Origin of the sequence: Ancylobacter sonchi (genome assembly GCF_018390695.1) — a bacterium.
GTDB classification, from domain to species: Bacteria; Pseudomonadota; Alphaproteobacteria; order Rhizobiales; family Xanthobacteraceae; genus Ancylobacter; species Ancylobacter sonchi.
Genome location: NZ_JAHBGF010000020.1, coordinates 255,924 through 270,112, shown reverse-complemented (window position 1 = coordinate 270,112; position 14,189 = coordinate 255,924). Strand labels below are relative to the sequence as shown.

The 14,189-nt window shown below is 67.4% G+C and carries 14 protein-coding genes; 5 read left to right on the top strand and 9 right to left on the bottom strand.

The annotated features are described in order from the left end of the window. Positions 1 to 60: 60 nt before the first annotated feature. From KHC28_RS11975 to KHC28_RS11950, 6 genes are all read right to left on the bottom strand, one after another. Positions 61 to 957, bottom strand: a complete 897-nt coding sequence (locus KHC28_RS11975) for a proline iminopeptidase-family hydrolase (protein WP_214008584.1) — start codon at positions 955 to 957, stop codon at positions 61 to 63. Positions 958 to 962: 5 nt separating this feature from the next. Next, on the bottom strand, positions 963 to 1,769 hold the full coding sequence (locus KHC28_RS11970) for a DeoR/GlpR family DNA-binding transcription regulator (protein WP_214008583.1): 807 nt from the start codon (positions 1,767 to 1,769) through the stop codon (positions 963 to 965). Next, entirely contained in the window at positions 1,766 to 2,578 is an 813-nt protein-coding gene (locus KHC28_RS11965; protein WP_214008582.1) for an ABC transporter permease, read from the bottom strand. Before KHC28_RS11965 ends, KHC28_RS11970 begins: the two co-directional genes overlap by 4 nt. A gap of 3 nt (positions 2,579 to 2,581) precedes the next feature. Further along, positions 2,582 to 3,499: an ABC transporter permease gene (locus KHC28_RS11960; RefSeq protein WP_214008581.1), complete on the bottom strand. Its 918-nt coding sequence runs from the start codon at positions 3,497 to 3,499 to the stop codon at positions 2,582 to 2,584. A gap of 10 nt (positions 3,500 to 3,509) precedes the next feature. Continuing rightward, positions 3,510 to 4,616 carry an ABC transporter ATP-binding protein gene (locus KHC28_RS11955; RefSeq protein ID WP_214008580.1) on the bottom strand — a complete coding sequence of 369 codons (1,107 nt, stop codon included), beginning with the start codon at positions 4,614 to 4,616 and terminating at the stop codon, positions 3,510 to 3,512. 265 nt (positions 4,617 to 4,881) lie between these two features. Then, positions 4,882 to 6,033, bottom strand: coding sequence for an ABC transporter substrate-binding protein (locus KHC28_RS11950; RefSeq protein ID WP_214008579.1), 1,152 nt, complete (start codon positions 6,031 to 6,033; stop codon positions 4,882 to 4,884). A gap of 261 nt (positions 6,034 to 6,294) precedes the next feature. On the opposite strand from KHC28_RS11950, the gene fabG reads away from it, so the two are divergent. Beyond that, positions 6,295 to 7,074 carry a 3-oxoacyl-ACP reductase FabG gene (gene fabG, locus KHC28_RS11945; RefSeq protein ID WP_214008578.1) on the top strand — a complete coding sequence of 260 codons (780 nt, stop codon included), beginning with the start codon at positions 6,295 to 6,297 and terminating at the stop codon, positions 7,072 to 7,074. A gap of 111 nt (positions 7,075 to 7,185) precedes the next feature. On the opposite strand, the gene KHC28_RS11940 is transcribed toward fabG, so the two are convergent. Then, a complete protein-coding gene (locus KHC28_RS11940; RefSeq protein WP_214008577.1) occupies positions 7,186 to 8,409 on the bottom strand; it encodes a tlde1 domain-containing protein in 1,224 nt (407 codons plus the stop codon). Between the two features lie 322 nt (positions 8,410 to 8,731). Here KHC28_RS11940 and KHC28_RS11935 point away from each other — a divergent pair, with 322 nt between their 5' ends. Beyond that, a complete protein-coding gene (locus tag KHC28_RS11935) occupies positions 8,732 to 9,904 on the top strand; it encodes a M20 aminoacylase family protein (protein ID WP_214008576.1) in 1,173 nt (390 codons plus the stop codon). A 25-nt stretch (positions 9,905 to 9,929) separates the two neighbouring features. Here the strand turns inward: KHC28_RS11935 and KHC28_RS11930 are convergent, their stop codons facing one another. Together KHC28_RS11930 and tal are read right to left on the bottom strand one after the other, a co-directional pair. Further along, positions 9,930 to 10,718 (bottom strand): sulfite exporter TauE/SafE family protein, encoded by a 789-nt coding sequence (locus tag KHC28_RS11930; RefSeq protein WP_214008575.1) that lies wholly within the window; start codon positions 10,716 to 10,718, stop codon positions 9,930 to 9,932. Between the two features lie 91 nt (positions 10,719 to 10,809). After that, positions 10,810 to 11,772: a transaldolase gene (gene tal, locus KHC28_RS11925; protein WP_214008574.1), complete on the bottom strand. Its 963-nt coding sequence runs from the start codon at positions 11,770 to 11,772 to the stop codon at positions 10,810 to 10,812. A gap of 230 nt (positions 11,773 to 12,002) precedes the next feature. Between tal and KHC28_RS11920 the strand changes: the two genes are divergently transcribed. From KHC28_RS11920 to KHC28_RS11910, 3 genes are read left to right on the top strand one after another with little or no spacing between them, the layout of a single operon-like run. Next, on the top strand, positions 12,003 to 12,842 hold the full coding sequence (locus KHC28_RS11920; protein WP_214008573.1) for a hypothetical protein: 840 nt from the start codon (positions 12,003 to 12,005) through the stop codon (positions 12,840 to 12,842). Next, the gene (locus KHC28_RS11915) at positions 12,839 to 13,453 is read left to right on the top strand and encodes a chromate transporter (RefSeq protein ID WP_214008572.1); all 615 of its coding nucleotides are present in this window, start codon (positions 12,839 to 12,841) and stop codon (positions 13,451 to 13,453) included. Before KHC28_RS11920 ends, KHC28_RS11915 begins: the two co-directional genes overlap by 4 nt. After that, a complete protein-coding gene (locus KHC28_RS11910; RefSeq protein WP_214008571.1) occupies positions 13,450 to 13,974 on the top strand; it encodes a chromate transporter in 525 nt (174 codons plus the stop codon). The genes KHC28_RS11915 and KHC28_RS11910 overlap by 4 nt, the downstream gene beginning before the upstream one ends. The last annotated feature ends 215 nt before the right edge of the window (positions 13,975 to 14,189 follow it).

Below are 14,189 nucleotides of genomic sequence, written 5' to 3'. Positions count from 1 at the left end.
TCATCAGGATGCACGGGACGGCAAAGACGGCAGGGTAGGTCTTCGAACTCGACGAGGGGTTCATGCGGCGCGTCCCCGGTGCTTGCCGAGGAAGGCGAGCAGGCGCGCGTCGTAGGCGGCCGGCTCCTCGTAGAACGGCATGTGACTGGAATTGGGGAACACCGCCATCTCGGCCTGCGTGAGGTTCTGCTTCATGCGCAGCGCGCAGGCGGGGGTGATCTCGTCGTGCCGGCCGACGGTGATCAGCGCCGGGCAGGCGATCTTGTGGAGGTCCGCCGTGCGGTTCCAGTCCTTGAGGTTGCCGATATAGAGGAACTCGTTCGGCCCCTGTATCGCCATGTACGGCGCCATGTTCCAGTCGTTAAGCGAGGCCGTCAGCGGCGCCGGCCAGTCCTGCAGGCGGCACACATGCCGGTAATTCAGCAGCGTGATCGCCGCCTGGTATTCGGGATGGCCGTAGGTGCCGTCGGCCTCGTGGGCGAGCAGCATCTCCACCGTTTCCGGGCCGAGGGAGGCGCGCAGCCGGTGCATCTCGGCCATCAGATGCGGCAGGTCGGCCGCGGTGTCCTCGAGGATCAGCGTCTTCAGGGCCTGCGGATAGGCCAATGCGTAGTCGATGGCGAGCCAGCCGCCCCAGCTGTGGCCGAGAAGATGCACCCGGCCGAGCCCGAGCGCGGCGCGCACCGTCTCGACCTCCTCGACATAGCGCTCGATGTGCCACAGCGAGGCATCGTCCGGCTTGTCGGAGGCGCCGCAGCCGAGCTGGTCGAAGGCGACGACGCGATAGCCGTGATCGGCGAGGAAGGAATGCGCGTCGCGCAGATAGTCGCAAGGCAGGCCCGGCCCGCCATTCAGCAGGAAGACGACCTCGTCGCCGGCGCCATAGCTGTAGGCGACGACCCTGTGGCCGTCGACCGTGATCTCGATCCGCTCATCGGCGGGCTTCTGCTGCCACATGATCCCTACTTTCCGGCCACCGAGACCTCGACGCCGGCACGGGCGAGCGCGCGGGCGAGCGCGCCGTCCGGCGCCCGGTCGGTGACGAGGCGCTGCACGTCCGGCACCCGCGCCCAGATGGCGAGCGAGGGCACGTCGAATTTCTGGTGATCGGAGACGATGATGGTCTCCTCCGCCCGGTTCATCATCGCCTTGTAGACCCAGGCGGCCGGTGCCTCGGCGTCGGCGAGGCCCTCCGGGGTGATGCCGGAAACGCCGAGGATCGCCCGGTTGACGTTGTAGCTCTGCAGGAACTCGATGGTCTCCACCCCCACCATCATGCCCTCGCGGCCGTTATAGTGGCCGGGGCACAATATGACGTCGATGGTCGGGTTGGCGGCGAGCACGGTGGCCACCGAGAAGGAATGGGTGATCACCGTGAGGTCGCGGCACTCGGCGGCCATGCGGCGGGCGACATGGGTGGTGGTGGCGCCGGCGCCGATGGCGATCACCTCCTGCGGCTTGATGAACTTCACCGCCCGCGCCGCGATCGCCTCGCGCTCCTCCACCATCATGCGGTGGCGCTCGGTCACCGCCGCCTCCGCCCCGAGCGGGCGCACCGCGCCGCCATAGGTGCGGTTGATCAGCCCGCGCTCCTGCAATTCGAACAGGTCGCGGCGGATGGTCTCGGTGGAGACGGCGAGGTCGGCGGCGAGGTCGCCGACCCGCAGCGTCGCGGTGGCCCGCATCTCGGCGAGGATGCGCTCCTGCCGCGCCGCCTTGTCGAGACGCGGTCGGCGGCGGTCGCCCAGCGTGTCGGACGCGTCGCTCATGCCGGTTGCCGCCTGCGCAGGAGCAGCATCACCAGCCCGCCGCCGAGCAGCAAGCTCGCCGCGCCCAGCGTCGCCATGGTGCCGAGCGCCGGCACCATCGGCGTGTAGCCCGCCACCATCTTGGCGTAGAGCCATTTCGGGATCGTGCTGTCGGCGCCCGCCGTATAGAGCGACAGCGGGAAGTTGCTCCACGACAGGAGGAACGCGAACAGCATGCCCGACCAGATGCCCGGCCATAGCAGCGGCAGCGTCACCTCGCGGAACACCTGGGTGCGGGTGCAGCCGAGGTCGTAGGCCGCCTCCTCCAGCGAGGGATCGAAGCCATAGACCTGGATGGCGATGACCAGCGTCACCACCGGCACGATCCAGACCAGATGCGCGAACACCGCCGTCAGCCAGGAGGTCTGGATGCCGACCGCGTTGAAGCCGAGCAGCAGAGCGAGCCCGAGCACCGGTTGCGGGAAGAAGATCGGCAGCACGATCAGCTTCTGGTAGAGCCGCCGCCCCTTCCAGTCGTAGCGGGCGAAGGCCAGCGCGCCGAAGGTGGCGATCACCACCGAGATCACCGTCACCAAGAGGGCGATGGCGATGGAGTTGCGCACCAGCATGCCGATCTCGATGGAATCGAGGGTCTTCTGCCACCACTCGGTGGCGTAGATTTTAATCGGGAAGCCGAAATAGCGGCTCTTGTTGAAGCTCGCCAGCGCGCCGCAGACGATGGGCAGGTAGACGGCGACCAGGACGAACACCGTCCAGATCCAGATCAGCGTGTTGGTTCGCCTGCGGGCGACCGCCGGTGTGGTTGCCATGGCTCAGCGCCTCCCCAGCATGCGGTCGAGATCGAGCTTCGACAGCGCGACGAGGGTCAGCGCCGCGATGAACACGCTCACCACCACGGCGAGCGCCGAGCCGAGCGGCCAGTTCTGCGAATAGGTGAAGGCGATCTCGATGTCGTGCGAGATCACGATGATCGACTGGCCGCCGAGGATCTTCGCCTCCGCCGTCGCACCCACCGCCAGCACGAAGGTCAGGAGCATGCCGATCAGGATGCCGGGCATGGCGAGCGGCAATTCGATCTCGCGCCAGATGAACAGCCGGCCCGCCCCCAGATCCCGCGCCGCATCCACGAGGTCGCGCGGCACCAGGGCGAGGCCCAGCGTCATCGGGAACAGCATGAAGGGCAGATAGGTATAGGCCATGCCGAACAGGGTGACGCCCGGCGTGTACAGCACCTCCGGCCCGCCGGAAAAGCCCAGCCATTTCAGCGTGCCGTCGAGCACGCCGTTCTTGATGAAGAACAGCACCCAGCCATAGAGCCGCACATTCTCCGACACGAAGAGCGGGAACACGAACAGCACGCTGACGAAGCCCGCCCAGCGGCCGAACACCGCGTTCAGCCCATAGGCGATCGGGTAGGCGATCACCGCCAGGATGGCGACGGTGAACAGCGCGAAGCCGACCGACCAGGCGAAGGACAGCCACACCGTGTTGGTCGGGTCGAACAGGCTAGCGAAGTTCTCCAGCGTGAAGGAGCGGAACACGTCGAAGCTGCGCGGCGTCGCGAAGGAATAGGCGAGGATAGCCACCATCGGCGCCAGGAAGCCGATGGCAAGCAGCACCGCGACGGGCAGCGCGCAGCGCGCGCCGACCGAGAGGCGGCGGGCATGGCGGAGCTCGCGCGCCGTCTCGGGAGCCATCTTGGAAGCGCGGGCGAGTGCGATGTCGGCCATCGTCCCCTCCTCAGCTGCCCAGCGTGAAGGCATCGGCGGCGTCCCAGCCGATCGTCACCTCGGCCGAGGCGCCGGGGGCGAGCGCGCGGGCGCGCGACAGCTCGGCGAGCATCACCTTCTCGCCGACGCGGATCTGGTACTGGATGCGCGAGCCGAGCGAGTATTCGTTGTAGACCGTGCCCGTGAGCTGGTTGTCGGCCCGCTCGCCGGGGGCGAGGAAGCGCATATATTCCGGCCGGATCACCACGAAGGCCTCGTCCAGGCTGGCGCCGTCCTTCGGCGGGCTGAGCGTGAAGGTACCGGGCACGTCGACGCCGTGCCACTCGGCACCGGCGCGCTTCATCTTCAGCGTGTTCACCTCGCCGACGAATTCCGACACGAAGCGGTCGACCGGGGCGCCGTAGATCTCCTCCGGCGTGCCGACCTGCACCAGCTTGCCGGCGCGCATCACGCCGATGCGGTCGCTCATCACCATCGCCTCCTCCAGCGAGTGGGTGATGTAGATGAAGGTCTTGCCGGTCTCCCGGTGCAGGTCCTTCAGCTCCTTCTCCAGCGCCTTCTTCAGCTTGTAGTCGAGGGCGGAGAGCGGCTCGTCGAAGAACAGCACCTCGGGGTCATAGGCGAAGGCGCGGGCCAGCGCGACGCGCTGGCGCTCGCCGCCCGAGCACTTCATGACGTTCTTGTCGTGGTAGTTATCCGGCAAGCGAACGATGCGCATCAGCTCCAGCGCCCGCTTCTTGCGCGTGGCGGCATCGACGCCCTTCACCTTGAGCGCGAAGGCGATGTTCTCGCCCACGCTCTTGTGCGGGAACAGGGCGAGCGACTGGAAGACCAGGCAGGTCGGCCGCTTGTTCGGCGGCATGTCGTTGATCAGCTCGCCGCGCAGGGTGATGTTGCCTTCGCTCGGCTGGTCCATGCCGGCGAGCATGCGCAGCAGCGTGGTCTTGCCGGAGCCGGACGGGCCGACGATGGTGAGGAACTCGCCTTCGCGCACGTCGAGGTCGATGCCCTCCACCGCCGCGAAGCCGCCGAATACTTTTCGCACGCCGACCAGCTGGAGGATCGGCCGCGGCGGGGCCTCGTCGGTGGCGGCAGCGGCGGGCAGGGTCTGGAGCATGGGGTCTTCCAAGGCTGGGCCGGCGGCGGGAGCGCCGCCGCGGGCGTGAAATCGTGGATGCCGGGCCGAGCGGCGGGTCGGTGAGGGGCGACGACTTTGCGGGGCGCCGAGTGCCCCTCACCCCACCCCTCACCCCGAATACGACCGGAGTCGCATTCGATTCTCGCGAAGGATCAACGTCGGAAACCTCCGACCTTGACGGGGAGAGGAAGCGGCCGAAGCGGGGATGCCTTCCAGCTCCCCGCATAGCCTCAACCGCGCGGGCTCACCCCCTCAACCGCTTGGCGGCGTTCATGATGTCGAGCGCCTTGTCGTAGTCCGGCACGATGTCGTACTCGACAGAGCGCGCCATCTCCTCCTCCAGGCTGTCCCACTGGATGGCGTCGAGCTCTTCCTTGGTGAACAGGTCGAAGCAGGCCTTGTTGCCCATCTGCGCCACCGGGTTGAAGGTGCCCTCGGCGAAGGCCACGGTGTGCGCCACTTCCGGCGCCTGCACATATTTCAGGAAGTCCAGCGCCAGCGGCGACAGGTTCGGGTTGTTCACCGTCGAGGTCACCTCGATCCAGGAGATGCCGCCCTTGCCGCCGGCCAGCGGCCCCTTCAGCGGGGTGATGGCGCGCAGGTTCGGATGGCCGTCGGCACGTGCCGGGGAGACCGAATAGGTGCCGCCGGTGAGGTGCAGGTCGATCTCGCCGGAGATCAGCGCCTGGTTCATCGAGGCGATGTCGCCGATCAGCTTGGCGCCCTTGAACACCCGCTTGGCGGTTTCCTCGAACTTGGCCATCTCCTCCGGCGTGTGGACCTTGAACGGGTCGATGCCGGCGACGACGAAGATGTTGAACACGTTCCAGTCGTCGGATTCCAGGATGCCGTACTTGCCGGCCAGCGCGGGATCGTTGAACAGGTCCCAGCCGGTCTCCTCGGCGGTCTTGCGGCTGACCTTGTCGGTGTTGACGACGAAGCTGTAGGGCCCGAAGCGCTGCACCATGCCGAGCAGGTCGTTGCCGTCCTCGCTCATCGCCCACTTGTAGGGCCATTTGAACTCGGGGAGCATCTTGGCGAAGAACGGCTCGAACTCCGCCTTGGGCAGCGGCTTGATCAGCTTCTCGGGCAGCATCACCTTGCGCGCCCAGGGATTGTTGACGTTGATCAGGTCCCAGGTGTTGATCTCGCCGGCGCGCAGCCGGTTGATCATGGTCGGGTCGTTGGTCAGGCTCTCGGCCTTCACCGTGGCGCCGGTCTTGGAGCGGAACGGATCCAGCACCTGGGCCGAATTGTAGCCCTCCCAGCACAGGATGTTCAGTTCCTTCTCGCGCGCCGCGAGGGCGCTGCCGGTGCCGAGCAGCGGCCCCGCCGCCAGCGCGCCGGCGCCGGCCGCCATGCCCTGCAGCATCGACCTTCTGGAAATGCCTGCCATCTCGAAGTCCCCTCTTTATGGTGGGCGCCAGCCTCGTCCGGCCGCGCATGCAGTGCCGCATCGGAGCCGCACGAATGTGGTTCTGATGTTGAAGTTTGTGAGATCCTAAACATCTCGATTTGGGCTTTACAACATCAATTTTGCATCGCACCCTGATCAAAAGACAGGCAGCGCAGACTTTCGGCACCGAGCGCCGCAGGCCTGCGCTGCATTCTTTCAATCGATTGAAAACACTGAATTTTCCAAGGGAACTCACGTCACATGTTCACGCCGCTCGCAGGCAAGACGGTCATTGTCACCGGCGCCAGCAAGGGAATCGGGCGCGGCATCGCGCTGCGCTTCGGCCAGGCCGGCCTCAATGTGCTGGTGGTCAGCCGCACGCTCGCCGAGGCCGAGAAGGTCGCCGCCGAGATCGGCCCCAACGCCTCCGGCTTCGCCGCCGACGTCACCCGCGTCGGGGACTGCGACGCCATGGCCGCCACGGCCGTCGCCCGCTACGGCTCCATCGACGTGCTCTGCGCCAATGCCGGCATCTTCCCCGCCGCTAAGCTCGGCGAGATGACCGAGGCGGATTTCGACCACGTGATCGGCACCAATCTCAAGGGCACCTTCCTGTCGGTCTCGGCGGTGCTGCCGCAGATGAAGGCGCAGAAGCAGGGCCGCATCGTGCTGACCTCCTCGATCACCGGGCCGATCACCGGCTTCCCGGGCTGGTCGCATTACGGCGCCTCCAAGGCCGGCCAGCTCGGCTTCATGCGCACGGCGGCGATCGAGCTGGCGCCGTGGAACATCACCGTCAACGCGGTGATGCCCGGCAACATCCACACCGAGGGCATGGACGGCATGGGCGAGGCCTATATCGCCTCCACCGCCGCCTGCGTGCCGATGAAGAAGCTCGGCAGCGTGTTCGACATCGCCAATGCGGCGCTGTTCTTCGCCTCCGAGGAGGCGGGCTACATCACCGGCCAGGGGCTTTCCATCGATGGCGGGCAGATCCTGCCGGAATCGCCGATGGCGCTCGACGAGATGGGCACCGCCTGAGCCGGGCGGGCGCATCCGCGCCCAACACCTCCGTGCAAACGAAAAGGGCACCGCCGCGGCGGTGCCCTTTATTCTTTTCCGGTCGGCGCCCGGTCTTAGTCGGTGCCGCGCTTAGTCGGTGCGCGCACTCTTGGGCTTCAGCCAGGCGAACATGGAACCGACGCCCTTGTTCGGCTTGATGTCGTTGGGCAGGCGGGCCACGACCACCATGTGGTCGATCTTGCCCTTCTTCCAGTGGGCGAGGAAGCCGGTGTAGTCCTTGAACGAGATGCAGCCGTTGGAATCGCCGCGCGCGCCCAGCAGGTAGGTGTGGGTCAGGATGCCGTTGCGGCCATACATCGGCTCCTTGCCGACCGGCGTCATCCGGAGCGCCTCGACGCCGTGGAACAGCGATTCGCGCATCGTCAGGCGGTAGGTGTTGGGCGGCGTCGGCCCGAGCATCTTCACCGAGATGTGGCGCGGGTCGTCGAACTTGTCGCCATAGCCCGAATGCGCCTCGAACTTGGTTCCATCCGGCATGTACACGGTCTGGCCGACGATGTCGTAGACAGCAAAGCGGTCGCCGGACCTGGGCAGACGCACCTCGGCGCTCGACATCGGAATGCCAGTGGCCTCTTCCGGTGTCACCTGCGGCGGCTCGGTCGGGCCGAGATCGAGTTCGCCCTCGCCGGTCGACAGCGAGGCGAGGCGCACCTTGCGGGCGAGCGGGTTCTTCTCCGGCTTTGGCATCTCGGCGGCGAGATCGCCGGAGGCCATCGCGTCCGGGGCATCGTCCGCCGGCACGGCGGCCGTCTTGCTGCGGTCGGCGCCGCGCGGGTCGGAGGTCGGCAGCGGCACCGCATGGGCCATCGCCACCACCGCGCCCTTCGGCGTCGCGCTGCCGGCGAGGTCGGAAACGGCCGGCACCGGCACGCTCGCCACGCTCTGGCCGGGCGCGCGCTGCGGCATCTGCATCTCCGTCCCGAAAATCCAGTTCGGCGCCAGCGCGACGATACCGGAGGACTGGAAATTGCGGATCTCGCGGACGCTCGCCTCCATCTTCATCGGCGGCGCCGCCATTTCGAACGGAGTGTCCTCCGGCATGGGCGGCGGAAGATTGACCGGCGCGCGGCCAATGCCGGACAGGCCGGCCACGGCGCTCGCCTCGATCACGCGCAGCTCAGAGGAAGAGGTGGAGGACGGCGCCCAGGCGGCGCCGAACGACACGGCCGCGGTCGCAGCAGCCCCGCCCGCGCCGATGATCAGCGCGGTGACGAAGTGCCAGCGAGGACGGACAGGCTTCGGCGCCACCGGCGCGCGCGTGCCGAAACCACGGGTGCGAGCTTTTCTGCCCATAACTCCCCAAAACCCACATTCACACCGCCGATGCGTTGCGAATGACGTCGCCGCATCGATCGATCACGCTCCCACCTTCTGACGAGGCAGGCTTACTGGGCGTGAATCCATAGCGAAACTTGGTAAGCAATTTATTGATATCCGTCGGCAATGCAAACCTGAAACGCAGAGCCGGTATTCCTCCAGCGCGCGGTCCACCGCGCAATACCACCGTTGCGGCGGGCGCGGTGCCGGGTTCCGCCCTCGTGCGAACCCCGGCGTCCGTGCCATAAGCCACGCCGCCAAACTAGCGATCAGGATGGCGAGAAAAAGGACGACTCGCATGAGCGACGGCATCATTCCGGCCCTGGCGGCCCGCCGCGACGAGATGACGGCCTGGCGGCGCGAGCTGCACAGCTTCCCCGAGACCGCCTTCGAGGAGCACCGCACCAGCGACTTTCTCGCCGCCCGGCTGCAGGATTTCGGGCTGGAGCCGCATCGCGGCCTCGCCGGCACCGGCCTCGTCGCCACGCTGCACGGGCGCCGGGGGCCGGGCCCCGCCATCGGGCTGCGCGCCGACATCGACGCCCTCGACATCACCGAGGCCACCAACCTGCCGTGGCGCTCGACCACCCCCGGCAAGATGCACGCCTGCGGCCATGACGGGCACATGACCATGCTGCTCGGCGCCGCCCGGCACCTCGCCGCCGATCCCGATTTCGCCGGCACGGTGCATTTCATCTTCCAGCCGGCGGAAGAGAACGAGGGCGGCGGCAAGGTTATGGTCGAGGAGGGCCTGTTCGAGCGCTTCCCGATGCAGGCGGTCTACGGCCTCCACAACTGGCCGAACGCCGAATTCGGCCGCTTCCTCGGACGGCCGGGGCCGATGTTCGCCGCCTTCGACATCTTCGAGGTGAAGGTCGGCGGGCGCGGCGCCCATGCGGCGATGCCGCATCGCGGCATCGACCCGGTGCTGGCGGCCACCCAGCTGGTCGGTGCGCTGCAATCCATCGTGTCGCGCAGCGTCGATCCGGCCGAGGCGGCGGTGGTCACCGTCACCCAGATCCATGGCGGCGACACCTGGAACGTCATCCCCGACGAGGTGGTTCTGCGCGGCACCGCACGCACCTTCACCCGCGAGGTGCGCGATCTGGTCGAGACCCGCTTCAGGGCTATCTGCGCCGGCATCGGCGCGGCGACGGGAACCGACATCGCCGTCGACTACCAGCGCCGCTACCCGGCGATGGTCAATCACCGCGCCGAGCTCGAGGAGGCCTTCGCCGCCGCGCGCGCCACCAGCGGGGACGCGAACGTCGTCACCGATTTCCCGCCGATCATGGCGGCGGAGGATTTCGCCTACATGCTGGAGAAGGTGCCCGGCGCCTATCTGTGCCTCGCCAGCGGCCCGGGATCGAACCTGCACAACGCCCAGTACGACTTCAACGACGCGCTGCTGCCGGTCGGCGCGTCCTACTGGGTCAATCTGGTGCACCGCCTGCTGGCGCCGGCGGACTGAGGCGCGACGGCCTCGCCACGCGACCTCACCATGCGACGGCGGCGACGGCGGCAGCGGCGTGGGCGTAATGGACCACGCCGTCCATCACCAGCTTCAGCGACAGCAGGAACAGCGCCCCGATCACCAGGCGGAAGAACAGCTTTTCCGGGAGGATCCGCGTCAGCTTCACCCCGGCGAGGGTACCGGCCACCGCCACCGGGGTGAGCGCCAGCGTGACGGCGAGGTTGGACAGGCTCAGCTGCCCCAGCGCCCAATAGGGCACCAGCTTCATGGCGTTGAGCGCCGCGAACAGCAGCGTCGAGGTGCCGGCGAACACCATTTTCGGCAGGCGCTGCGGCAGGATGTAGGTCTGGTAGGGGGGCGCCCCGGCATGGGTCACGAAACTGGTGAAGCCGGTCAGCGTGCCCCAGAACAGCCCGCGCGGCACGTCGGCCGGGCGCGGCTGCGCCGGCAGGCGGCCGAACCAGCGATTGAGGCAGAAGCCGAGGCCGATCAGCCCGATCAGCAGCATCACCGCCTCCTCGCTGATCACCGTGGCGGTGGCCCAGCCGATGCCCACCCCCAACGCCCCCGCCGGCATGAGGATGGCGAGGTTGCGGCCGGAATATTCCCGCCGGTAGCTCCACACGCCGAACAGGTCGCTGACGACGTAGACCGGCAGCAGCAGGCCGGCGGCGGTGAGCGGCGACATCACCAGCGACATGATCGGCACGGCGAGCAGGCCGATCATCGGCAGCCCGCCCTTGGACAGGCCGACCGTCGCCGCCGCGAGGCCGGCGGCCAGCGCAAACCCGAGCTGCGACGGATCGAACATGAGGGAATTCGCCTTCAAAAACGGCAGCGGGCGACGGCCTGCCAGCCGTCACCCGCTCGGATGGATCGCGACGTGAACGGTGGGGCGCGCCTCAGGCCGCCTTCAGCCGCGCGCTGACCTTGGCGCGCAGGCTGTTGAGGTCCTTGACGAACTGGCGGATGCCCTCGGAGAGCTTCTCGGTCGCCATCGCGTCCTGGTTCATGGCGAAGCGGAACGCCTTCTCGTCGAGCGCGATCCGCGCCGGGGCGCCCTCAATCTTGGCCGGGTCGAGCTGGCGCGCCAGCTCACCCTGGTCGGCCTCGAGCTGATCGAGCAGCGCCGGGCCAATGGTCAGCCGGTCGCAGCCGGCCAGCGCCTCGATCTCCCCGGTGTTGCGGAACGAGGCGCCCATCACCACGGTCTTGATGCCGTGGGTCTTGTAGTAGGCGTAGATCTGCCGGACCGAGACGACGCCGGGATCGGTGTCGGCGGTGAACGGACCCTCGCCGGCCTTGACGTGCCAGTCGAGGATGCGCCCGACGAAGGGCGAGATCAGGAACACGCCGGCATCGGCGCAGGCCACCGCCTGCGGCATCGCGAACAGCAGCGTCAGGTTGCAGTCGATGCCTTCCTTCTGCAGCACTTCCGCGGCGCGGATACCTTCCCAGGTCGAGGCGATCTTGATCAGGATGCGCTCGCGCCCGATGCCGCGCTCCTCATAGGCCTTGATGAAGGCCCGCGCCTTGGCGAGCGTCGCCTCGGTGTCGAAGGACAGGTCGGCATCGACCTCGGTGGACACCCGGCCCGGCACGATGCCGGCGAGCTCGGCGCCGAAATTGAGCGCCAGCCGGTCGCAGGTCGCCTTCACCACCATGTCGTGGTCGCCGGCCTGCTTGGCGCCCCAGGCGATCGCCTCGTCGACCAGCGAGGCATAGGCCGGGGTCTCCGCCGCCTTCAGCAGCAGCGTCGGATTGGTAGTGCAGTCCTGCGGCTTGAGGCGCCGCACAGCCTCGATATCGCCGGTATCGGCGACGACGACGGTCATGGCACGCAGCTGTTCAAGCTTGGAGGGCATTGTCGATCTCTCTTCCTGGTGCGGCAGCGCGCCGCGTCGGCTCAATGTGATATGGGACTGCGATCACAGGGTTACGACCCTTGGACCACAATTTGCCCTGCCGATTCAAGATGCTCCGCCGTTTGTTTCAGTCATGCGACGTCAGCGGCGGCACGGTCTTGTGAGTGGCGCGGGCAGGGCGTAAATCGTTGGAATCGCGCGGCCGCCCGCCGCGGTTCCCCGAGGTCGCCATGGACGACATTCACTACCGCGAATACAAGATCCTGCTGCGTCCCGAGCGGTTCTTCGACCCGCGCCAATTCGAGGTCTTCTGGCAGAAGGTCTGCCAGGTGGCCGAGGCGCACAAGGTGGTGGCCCACACCAACAAGGACGGCTTCAAGCGCCAGGTCCGCGAGGTGCTGTTCTACGACACGCCCGACTACGACCTGTACCGGAACGCCTTCATCCTGCGCAAGCGCACCTTCTACACCGATGGCTGGCCGGAACACGACCACGAGCTCACCTTCAAGTTCCGCCATCCCGAACTCGCCGAGGCGGCGGGGATCGACGTCACCCCGCATCTTCAGGGCGCCGCCGACATCAAGTTCAAGGAAGAGCTGCTGCCGCTGAAGGACAAGCTCGGCGGCATGCGCAGCCTCTATTCGCATAATTGCGTGCTGCTCTCTCCCGGACTGGTGCTGGATGCCGGGCTGGAGCGGATCGCCTCGGTGTTCCCGGTGTTGTCGGAGCTGTGCCCGGTCAGCGCCGGCACGCCGGTGTCGCTGGTCAACAACCTGCCGGTCGAGGAAGTGCAGGTGAATGTCGGCGGCTTCGATTTCGGCCACGGCCTCATCGCCAAGGCGACCATCGCCGTGTGGCGGGACCGGTCGACCGAGAGCTCCATCGTCGGAGAGTTCGCCTTCCAGGCCAAGTTCGAACACTATGACGCCTTGCACGCCAAGGCCAAGGCGCGCTCGGAAGCCTTCTTCCTCGACGTGCAACAGCAGGTGCCGGAATGGGTGTATCTCGGCGCCACCAAGACGGCGCTGGTGTATAATTTCGGCAAGCTCGCCGCGGTCGGTCGCGAATGAGCCCGCCCGTCCCGGCCGACGCCGCCCCGCCCTCCGCGCCTGTTGGGCGTGGAGCGGTAGGACTCGGCGAGATCTTCGTCACCTTCCTCGTCATCGGGGCGACCAGCTTCGGCGGCGGGGTGGTCGCCTATCTGCGCAACGCGCTGGTGCTGCAGAAGGGCTGGCTGGACGAGGAACGCTTCCTCTCGGCGCTGGAGATCGCGCAGGCGCTGCCCGGCCTCAACGCCACCAACATGGCGATCATCGTCGGCGACCGGCTGCGCGGCATCCTCGGCGCCATCATCGCCTTTCTCGGCATCACCCTGCCCGGCGCGGCGCTGATCATGGTGCTGGGCGTCGCCTACGCCTCGAACGCCAATAACCCGTACGTCAACGCCGCGCTGATCGGGGTGGGTGCGGCGGCGGTCGGCATGCTGGCGGCGGTGACGCTGCAGATCGGCCGCAAGCAGCTCGGCTCGCTGATCGACGTCGCCATCATTCTCGTCACCGTCGGGCTGGTGAGCTTCCTGCACGTCTCGCTGCTGTGGGTGATCCTCACCGTCGGCCCGGCGGCGGTGCTGATCTATCGCCCGCGGAAGGGCGCCGACGCGGTGGAGAGTGATCCGGCATGAACGAGAATCTTTCCGTCCTCGGCGTATTCTCGCTGCTGTCGGTACTGGCGGTCGGCGGCGGCGCGGCGGTGCTGCCCGAGACCAAGGCGCTGGTGATCGACACCCATCACTGGCTCACCGACGACCAGTTCCGCGACATTTACGGCCTCGGCCAGGTGGTGCCCGGCCCGAACATGCTGATGGTGATGGTGATCGGCTATCACGTCACCGGTTTCCTCGGCGCGCTGATCGCCTATCTCGGCTTCTTCGTGCCGGCGGGGGCGATCTCGCTCGGCGCCTCGCGGCTGTGGGACCATTTCGAGGGCTCGCCCTGGCGCGCCGCGCTGCAGCGGGGCATGGCGCCGCTGGTGGTGGGGCTGATGGCGGCCGGCGCCATCGCCATCGCCCGTACCGCCATAGAAGGGTCGATGACGGTCGCCATCGCCATCGCGGTGTTTCTCGGCGTCTATTTCGTCAAGCGGATCAACCCGGCGATCCTGGTGCTGGGCGGCGGACTGGTCGGACTGATCGCGCTCCGATAGAAAATTCGACACTGGCACGACTATTGCGTGCATTCGTCCGGAATCCCTGCCCGGGTCCGATGGCCGGCACCGCCCGTCCAACGCCTCGGCGGATTTCGGACGAAGGGGTTTTGCCGCCCCATGTCCTCATAGTAAGCTGCCCGCCGGCTCGTTTCATCTTTTTGTGGAGCGGGGGGTGCAGATGCCATTTATGGCGAGATGATTGGATTGAGTGA

Coding starts and splice junctions, on each gene's coding strand:
- fabG (WP_214008578.1), top strand. CDS start 6,295: ATGTTCACGCCGCTCGCAGGCAAGACGGTCATTGTCACCGGCGCCAGC.
- KHC28_RS11955 (WP_214008580.1), bottom strand. CDS start 4,616: ATGCTCCAGACCCTGCCCGCCGCTGCCGCCACCGACGAGGCCCCGCCG.
- KHC28_RS11920 (WP_214008573.1), top strand. CDS start 12,003: ATGGACGACATTCACTACCGCGAATACAAGATCCTGCTGCGTCCCGAG.
- KHC28_RS11970 (WP_214008583.1), bottom strand. CDS start 1,769: ATGAGCGACGCGTCCGACACGCTGGGCGACCGCCGCCGACCGCGTCTC.
- KHC28_RS11950 (WP_214008579.1), bottom strand. CDS start 6,033: ATGGCAGGCATTTCCAGAAGGTCGATGCTGCAGGGCATGGCGGCCGGC.
- KHC28_RS11930 (WP_214008575.1), bottom strand. CDS start 10,718: ATGTTCGATCCGTCGCAGCTCGGGTTTGCGCTGGCCGCCGGCCTCGCG.
- tal (WP_214008574.1), bottom strand. CDS start 11,772: ATGCCCTCCAAGCTTGAACAGCTGCGTGCCATGACCGTCGTCGTCGCC.
- KHC28_RS11910 (WP_214008571.1), top strand. CDS start 13,450: ATGAACGAGAATCTTTCCGTCCTCGGCGTATTCTCGCTGCTGTCGGTA.
- KHC28_RS11915 (WP_214008572.1), top strand. CDS start 12,839: ATGAGCCCGCCCGTCCCGGCCGACGCCGCCCCGCCCTCCGCGCCTGTT.
- KHC28_RS11935 (WP_214008576.1), top strand. CDS start 8,732: ATGAGCGACGGCATCATTCCGGCCCTGGCGGCCCGCCGCGACGAGATG.
- KHC28_RS11940 (WP_214008577.1), bottom strand. CDS start 8,409: ATGGGCAGAAAAGCTCGCACCCGTGGTTTCGGCACGCGCGCGCCGGTG.
- KHC28_RS11975 (WP_214008584.1), bottom strand. CDS start 957: ATGTGGCAGCAGAAGCCCGCCGATGAGCGGATCGAGATCACGGTCGAC.
- KHC28_RS11960 (WP_214008581.1), bottom strand. CDS start 3,499: ATGGCCGACATCGCACTCGCCCGCGCTTCCAAGATGGCTCCCGAGACG.
- KHC28_RS11965 (WP_214008582.1), bottom strand. CDS start 2,578: ATGGCAACCACACCGGCGGTCGCCCGCAGGCGAACCAACACGCTGATC.